Source organism: Lacinutrix sp. (assembly GCF_023299985.1).
In the GTDB taxonomy this organism is placed as follows: domain Bacteria; phylum Bacteroidota; class Bacteroidia; order Flavobacteriales; family Flavobacteriaceae; genus Lacinutrix.
Genome location: NZ_JALZVX010000091.1, coordinates 1 through 6,907 on the forward strand (window position 1 = coordinate 1; position 6,907 = coordinate 6,907).

Annotated in this window: 9 protein-coding genes; 6 read left to right on the top strand and 3 right to left on the bottom strand. The window is 33.0% G+C overall.

The features are described 5' to 3' along the window. Together Q0C58_RS04495 and Q0C58_RS04500 are read left to right on the top strand one after the other, a co-directional pair. A partial coding sequence (locus Q0C58_RS04495; RefSeq protein ID WP_290698052.1) for a hypothetical protein occupies window positions 1-244 on the top strand: 244 nt, incomplete at its 5' end. A 52-nt stretch (window positions 245-296) separates the two neighbouring features. Continuing rightward, window positions 297-623, top strand: a complete 327-nt coding sequence (locus Q0C58_RS04500; RefSeq protein WP_290698054.1) for a thermonuclease family protein — start codon at window positions 297-299, stop codon at window positions 621-623. A 59-nt stretch (window positions 624-682) separates the two neighbouring features. Here the strand turns inward: Q0C58_RS04500 and Q0C58_RS04505 are convergent, their stop codons facing one another. The 3 genes from Q0C58_RS04505 to Q0C58_RS04515 are packed head-to-tail and all read right to left on the bottom strand — an operon-like array spanning window position 683 to window position 3,434. Continuing rightward, window positions 683-1,249: a DUF4136 domain-containing protein gene (locus tag Q0C58_RS04505; RefSeq protein WP_290698056.1), complete on the bottom strand. Its 567-nt coding sequence runs from the start codon at window positions 1,247-1,249 to the stop codon at window positions 683-685. 17 nt (window positions 1,250-1,266) lie between these two features. After that, window positions 1,267-3,258, bottom strand: a complete 1,992-nt coding sequence (locus tag Q0C58_RS04510; RefSeq protein ID WP_290698058.1) for a urocanate hydratase — start codon at window positions 3,256-3,258, stop codon at window positions 1,267-1,269. Between the two features lie 5 nt (window positions 3,259-3,263). Next, complete coding sequence (locus tag Q0C58_RS04515; protein ID WP_290698060.1) at window positions 3,264-3,434, bottom strand: DUF5522 domain-containing protein; 171 nt, start codon at window positions 3,432-3,434, stop codon at window positions 3,264-3,266. A gap of 81 nt (window positions 3,435-3,515) precedes the next feature. Here Q0C58_RS04515 and Q0C58_RS04520 point away from each other — a divergent pair, with 81 nt between their 5' ends. The 4 genes from Q0C58_RS04520 to hemL are packed head-to-tail and all read left to right on the top strand — an operon-like array spanning window position 3,516 to window position 6,860. Continuing rightward, a complete protein-coding gene (locus Q0C58_RS04520; RefSeq protein WP_290698062.1) occupies window positions 3,516-3,854 on the top strand; it encodes a hypothetical protein in 339 nt (112 codons plus the stop codon). After that, window positions 3,844-4,755 (top strand): pyridoxal-phosphate dependent enzyme, encoded by a 912-nt coding sequence (locus Q0C58_RS04525; RefSeq protein WP_290698064.1) that lies wholly within the window; start codon window positions 3,844-3,846, stop codon window positions 4,753-4,755. The genes Q0C58_RS04520 and Q0C58_RS04525 overlap by 11 nt, the downstream gene beginning before the upstream one ends. Before the next feature lie 3 nt (window positions 4,756-4,758). Then, on the top strand, window positions 4,759-5,574 hold the full coding sequence (locus Q0C58_RS04530) for a glucosaminidase domain-containing protein (RefSeq protein ID WP_290698066.1): 816 nt from the start codon (window positions 4,759-4,761) through the stop codon (window positions 5,572-5,574). Between the two features lie 5 nt (window positions 5,575-5,579). Beyond that, a complete protein-coding gene (hemL, locus tag Q0C58_RS04535) occupies window positions 5,580-6,860 on the top strand; it encodes a glutamate-1-semialdehyde 2,1-aminomutase (RefSeq protein WP_290698068.1) in 1,281 nt (426 codons plus the stop codon). Window positions 6,861-6,907 lie beyond the last annotated feature (47 nt).

Genomic DNA, 6,907 nt, shown 5'->3' on the forward strand with positions numbered 1-6,907 from the left:
GCAGGTGTATAACAAATTATTTAATGTAGAATTAGGTCTTGGTGGTTGGGAGAATATCAATATTGCACATTATTGGAATATAGAAAAAGCGCTTGAAAAACATAGAGATAAAGGTGAGCGTTTTCTTATTATTTATGGCGCTGGACATAAAGGTTGGTTTTTAAGAGAGTTGCGTAAACGAGATGATATTAACCTTTTAGAAATGAAACCGTTTTTAGATGCTATTAATACATCTATTAACTAATATAAATGTAAATTTTGTATATTGATAATCAGTTAATTAAAAAATTAAACCAATGTACAATTACAAAGCTAAAATTATTGCAGTTTACGATGGCGATACTGTAACAGCAGTAGTAGATTTAGGATTTTTACATTCTCAAGAAATGAAATTGCGTTTGTTTGGAATAGATACACCAGAAATGCGAGGTCCTGAAAAAGTAGAAGGTAAAAAAGTGAGAGATATTGTTAGAGAAAAAATCTTAAATAAAGAAGTAGAAATAAAGTCTTATAAAGATAAACAAGGAAAGTATGGTCGATATCTAGCAACTATTATTGTAGATGGTGTTGACTTAAACCAATGGCTTGTGGATAATGGACATGCAGAGGTTTATTTGCCTTAAATTAAAAAAGCAACTCTAATTAGAGTTGCTTTTTTTGTATATAATTTCACTAATTTTATTTAATCATTCTCCGCACTTGGAGGATACTCGGTTATAATCTCTGTTACAAACTCTTTAATTCTAGCTTCTTTCTTGTCAACACTAGAATAATTTCTTAAGTAGCCTGAGCCTTTACCTTGCCATACTAGTTCCTTTTTCTTGGCGTCAATTAAATCAATATATAAAGAGCCTTGAGTACTTGTGCTTACGTTATTATTGAAGTTGTTTCCCCAAAATGGGCTCCATCCCCAACCATAACCAAATCCACCAAAACCACCAAATCCACCGTTATTCCATACGTTAACTTCCTGTCTTTCTTTGGTAAAAATACTCACTAACAAATCTGGATTTTCAGATTTTGTAAATCCTTTTGCCATAAGTTCTGCTTCAATAGCACGAAGAATACGACGTTTGTCTAAATCGCTAATTTCTGCTTTGTCTATTCCTGTTTTAAAGAATGCAAAGGTTTTGTAAGAGTTAAAATCGGTTTTTTGGTCGTAGTCTGATGCAACACGAACACTTGAACATGAGCTAATAACGATTACCAATGCGAGTAACGTTACTGTTTTTTTAAATAATTTTTTCATAGTCATTTTTTTTAATGTTATAACGAGTCTATTATAGCATCATCTACGTTATTTGGCAATGTTACTTTTAAGTTAGGTTCGATTTCCATAGCACGCTTTATTGCGAAGACAGCACCATTATTTCTAGCCCAACTTCTTCTTGAGATACCATTATTAACATCCCAAAATAACATTGATTTTAAACGTTTTGAAGCTTCTTTACTACCATCAATAACCATACCAAAACCACCATTTATAACTTCTCCCCAACCAACGCCTCCACCATTGTGAATGCTTACCCAAGTTGCGCCACGAAAACTATCTCCAATAACATTATGTATTGCCATGTCTGCCGTAAATTGAGAGCCATCGTAAATATTGCTTGTTTCTCTATAAGGAGAATCTGTTCCAGAAACATCATGATGATCGCGACCTAAAATAATAGTTTCTATTTCTCCTTTTGCTATGGCTTGATTAAAAGCCTCAGCTATTTTTGCTCTGCCTTCTGCATCAGCATATAATATTCTGGCTTGAGAGCCCACAACTAATTTGTTGTCTTGAGCACCTTTAATCCACTGGATATTATCTGCCATTTGCTGTTGAATCTCTTGCGGAGAATTCTTTTTTATATCTTCTAATACTGCACAAGCAATAGCATCGGTTTTTGCTAAGTCTTCTGGTTTTCCAGAAGCGCAAACCCATCGAAATGGACCAAAACCATAATCGAAACACATAGGACCCATAATATCCTGTACATAGCTTGAGTATTTAAAATCAATACCATTTTTAGCCATAATATCTGCTCCTGCGCGTGACGCTTCTAATAAAAAAGCATTGCCATAGTCGAAGAAATAAGTGCCTTTAGCAGTATGTCTATTTACGGCATCTGCATGACGACGTAATGTTTTTTGAACTTCTTTTTTAAATTGCTCTGGATTATTAGCCATCATTATATTGGCTTCTTTAAAAGATAATCCTGTTGGATAGTAGCCTCCAGCCCAAGGATTATGAAGTGAGGTTTGGTCGCTTCCTAAATCTATATGGATATTTGCTTCATCAAACTTCTCCCAAACGTCAACAATATTGCCTAAATAGGCTATTGAGATCGTTTCTTTTTCAGCTTTAGCCTTGTTTACGCGAACTACTAATTCATTTAAATCAGTAATTTTTTCATCAATCCAACCTTGATCTAATCTAACCTGTGTTATTTTAGGGTTCACTTCTGCGCAAACTGTAATACAGCCTGCAATAGTTCCAGCTTTTGGTTGTGCTCCAGACATACCACCTAAACCTGAGGTAACAAATAAATTACCTTTAGGCTCTTTTCCTATTTTTCTAAAAGCGTTTAAAACAGTAATTGTTGTACCATGAACAATACCTTGAGGACCAATGTACATATAACTTCCAGCGGTCATTTGCCCATATTGAGTAACACCTAATGCGTTGAACTTCTCCCAATCGTCTGGTTTAGAGTAGTTAGGGATCATCATGCCATTAGTAACCACAACTCTTGGAGCTTCTTTGTGTGAAGGAAATAATCCCATGGGATGGCCAGAATACATTACAAGTGTTTGCTCGTTGTTCATTTCTGCCAAGTATTTCATTGTTAAGCGATATTGTGCCCAATTTGAAAAAACACCTCCATTTCCACCATAAGTAATTAATTCGTGAGGATGTTGTGCTACTGCATAATCCAAGTTATTTTGAATCATTAACATAATAGCAGCAGCTTGTTTTGAATTTGCTGGATACTCGCTTATTGGCCTAGCATACATTTTGTAATCTGGACGCAAGCGATACATGTAAATTCGACCATAAGTGTCTAACTCGTTTTTAAACTCTGTTAAAAGTATTTTATGGTCTTTTTTATCGAAATATCTTAACGCATTTCGTAAGGCTAGTTTTTCTTCATCTTTAGAAAGAATAGCTTTACGTTTTGGAGCATGATTAATGTCTGCTTGGTATGGTTTAGGAGCAGGTAAATGTTCTGGAATGCCTTCTAGGATTTGTGCTTTAAAAGTGGAGTTCATTATTGTTAGTTCTTTTTTTTTACTGCATTAGTATTTTTATTAAAACCATAAGGGCAATGTCTGCAGCCGCTTTCGCAACAATAGCCTCTTTTTAAGTGATATTGCTCTGTAAAACATCTATAACCTTCAGGTGTTAAGTAATAATCGCCTTCTTCTATTGGAATGTATTTATTCATTTTTATATTACTTCAATCTTAAAATAATAGTATTATCACAAAGATAATGTAAATTGGAGTGATTTTTGAAACGAACAATTTGTGATTTTAATTTCTAAATATTTAGTGCCAAAAGGTTATACAGGTATTACCATTTTTCCTTTTGTTTTTTTAAAGACTAGTGCTTTAAAAGAAGATGCTGTTTTAATAAATCATGAAAAAATACATTTAAGACAGCAATTAGAGTTCTTGATTGTTCCTTTCTATATTATTTATGGTCTCGAATTTTTTGTAAGATTAATTCAGTATAAAAATTGGTACAATGCCTATGTAAATATTTCTTTTGAACGAGAAGCTTATCAAAATCAGACGAACTTTAGTTATCTAAAACAACGTCAATTTTGGAGCTTTTTAAAGTATATTCGCACTGATGATTTTTAATTTAGAAAATAGTGTTAACCAACGTATTAATTTGCCTAATAAAATAGGTTTAGAACTTTTTATAAAACGAGAAGATGCTATTCATCCTATTGTTTCAGGAAACAAATACAGAAAGCTTAAATATAATATTGAAGCTGCAAGAAGTGAAGCAAAAAATACACTGCTTACTTTTGGAGGCGCATATTCAAACCATATAGCTGCAGTTGCAGAAGCTGGTAGGATTTATAATTTTAAAACTATTGGTGTTATTAGAGGTGAGGAGTTAGCTTCAAAAATTAATGAGAACACAACTTTAAAATATGCTAAGGATTGTGGTATGGATTTTAAATTTATTAGCAGAATAGATTACAGAAATAAAGAAGATTTAAATTTTATTGAGAATTTAAAAAATGAATATGGTGATTTCTATTTAATTCCAGAAGGAGGTACAAATACACTAGCAATTAAAGGCTGTGAAGAAATTTTAACCGAAGCAGATTCTAGTTTTAATTATATATGTGCATCAGCTGGAACAGGAGGTACTTTGGCAGGTTTAATAAATTGTTCAAAACCTAGTCAACAAGTTTTGGGTTTTTCAGCATTAAAAGGAGACTTTTTAAAAGAAGATATTAGTAAATTTGCTAAACAGGATAATTGGCAGCTAATAACTGATTATCATTTTGGAGGTTATGCCAAAATAAATACTGAATTAGTTGCGTTTATAAATGAGTTTAAAACACTTAATAATATTCAGTTAGATCCAGTTTATACTGGAAAAATGTTATTTGGTATCCAGGATTTAATTGCTAAAAATTATTTCCCAGAAGGTTCAAGAATATTAGTTATTCATACAGGAGGATTACAAGGTATTACAGGAATGAATTCAAGATTAAAACAGAAAAATTTACCATTAATACACTAGTTAATGAAAAGAATATTTACATTTTTATGCCTAATGTTGCTACTAGCAAGTTGCGGCTCTCAGAAAAAAGTAACCACTACAAAATCTAAAGACAAGACAGAACAGGTTGTTGAAACTAAAAAGAAAAAGAAAAGGAAGTCAAAGGCTAAAACACCTGAAAAAGCAGAGGTTGCTATTGTAGAAACTCCAGAAAGTTATGCAACACCTACAGACGAGTATATTGCTATTTACAGTGATATAGCACAAGAAGAAATGCGAAATTATAATGTGCCAGCAAGTATTACTTTAGCGCAAGGTATTTTAGAGTCTGGTTCAGGAAAAGGCCGTTTGTCTACAGAAGCTAATAACCATTTTGGAATTAAGTGTCACACAGGTTGGACTGGAGGAAAAATTTATCACGATGATGATAAAGCACAAGAATGTTTTAGAAAATACAAAAACTCAAAATATTCTTTTAGAGATCATTCTTTATTTTTAAAAGATCGTAAACGTTATGCAGGATTGTTTGCGCTTGGAAAAGGAGATTATGAAGCTTGGGCTAAAGGATTAAAAGCAGCAGGTTATGCAACAGATAGAAAATATCCTCAAAAATTAATAAGTTTAATAGAGCGTTATCAACTGTATCGTTTTGATAATGAGGTTTTGGGTGTTGAGTCTAGCTTAAACGATAAACATACTGTTGCTGCAGGTGATACTTTGTATAAGTTGTCTCGAAAATATGATATTTCTGTATCAGAAATTAAAGCATTAAACGGATTAGAAACCGACACCTTGTTTGTTGGACAAGTACTATTTATTAAGCCTATTCCAAAAGATTAATTATAATGATTTATAAACGTAGTAGTGCTCTTTTCGCAGCAGCGGAAAAAGTAATTCCAGGAGGTGTGAATTCTCCAGTTCGTGCCTTTAAAGCTGTTGGTGGAACTCCAATATTTGTTAAAGAAGCAAAAGGTGCTTATTTATATGATGAAGATGGAAACATTTTAATTGATTACATTAATTCTTGGGGACCAATGATTTTGGGTCATGCTTTCGAGCCTGTTGTTAATGCAGTAGTCGAAAAAGCTAAAAAAGGAACTTCTTTTGGAATGCCTACCGAAATTGAAACTGAAATTGCCGAATTAGCGGTTTCTATGGTTCCAAATATTGATAAAATTCGTTTTGTAAACTCTGGAACAGAAGCTTGTATGAGTGCTGTAAGACTAGCTAGAGGTTTTACAGGTAAGGATAAGATTATAAAATTTGCTGGTTGTTATCATGGACATAGCGATTCGTTTTTAATACAAGCAGGAAGTGGAGCAGTAACATTTGGTAGCCCTAATAGTCCCGGAGTTACAGAAGGTACAGCTAAAGATACTTTGTTGGCTAATTATAACGACCTAGCTAATGTTGAAGCATTAATTAATGCTAATAAAAATAAAATAGCCTGTATAATTATAGAACCTGTAGCAGGAAACATGGGTTGTATTCCGCCAGAAAATGGATTTTTACAAGGCTTAAAAAAATTATGTGATGCTAATAGCATATTACTTGTTTTTGATGAGGTTATGACAGGATTCCGTCTTGCAAAAGGAGGAGTACAAGAGTTGTATGGTGTAAATGCAGATATTGTTTGCTTTGGAAAAGTAATTGGAGGCGGTTTGCCTGTAGGAGCATTTGCAGCAAGAAATGAGATTATGAATCATCTAGCACCTTTGGGACCAGTTTATCAAGCAGGAACGCTTAGTGGTAATCCATTGGCTATGGCAGCTGGATTAGCAATGCTTAAAGCTTTAAATAGTGATACAGAAGTTTTTAATAGGTTAGCTGAAAAGACAGAGTATTTACACAAAGGTTTAGCGAAAGTTTTAAATAAAAATAATATTACGCATACCATAAATAGAGTAGGTTCTATGATATCTGTTCATTTTGACGAAACAAAAGTTGTGGATTTTGAAACAGCTGCTAAAGGTAATAACGAAACATTTAAAACCTTTTTTCATGGCATGCTTAATCAAGGAATATATATTGCTCCAAGTGCTTTTGAAACGTGGTTTATAACTGATGCTTTAACTTATGAAGATTTAGATAAAACAATTGCGGCTTGCTATTCAGTTTTTAAATAAGCACAATAAAAGTTAATTACATAAAAAAGCGATTCTTTAAAGAATCG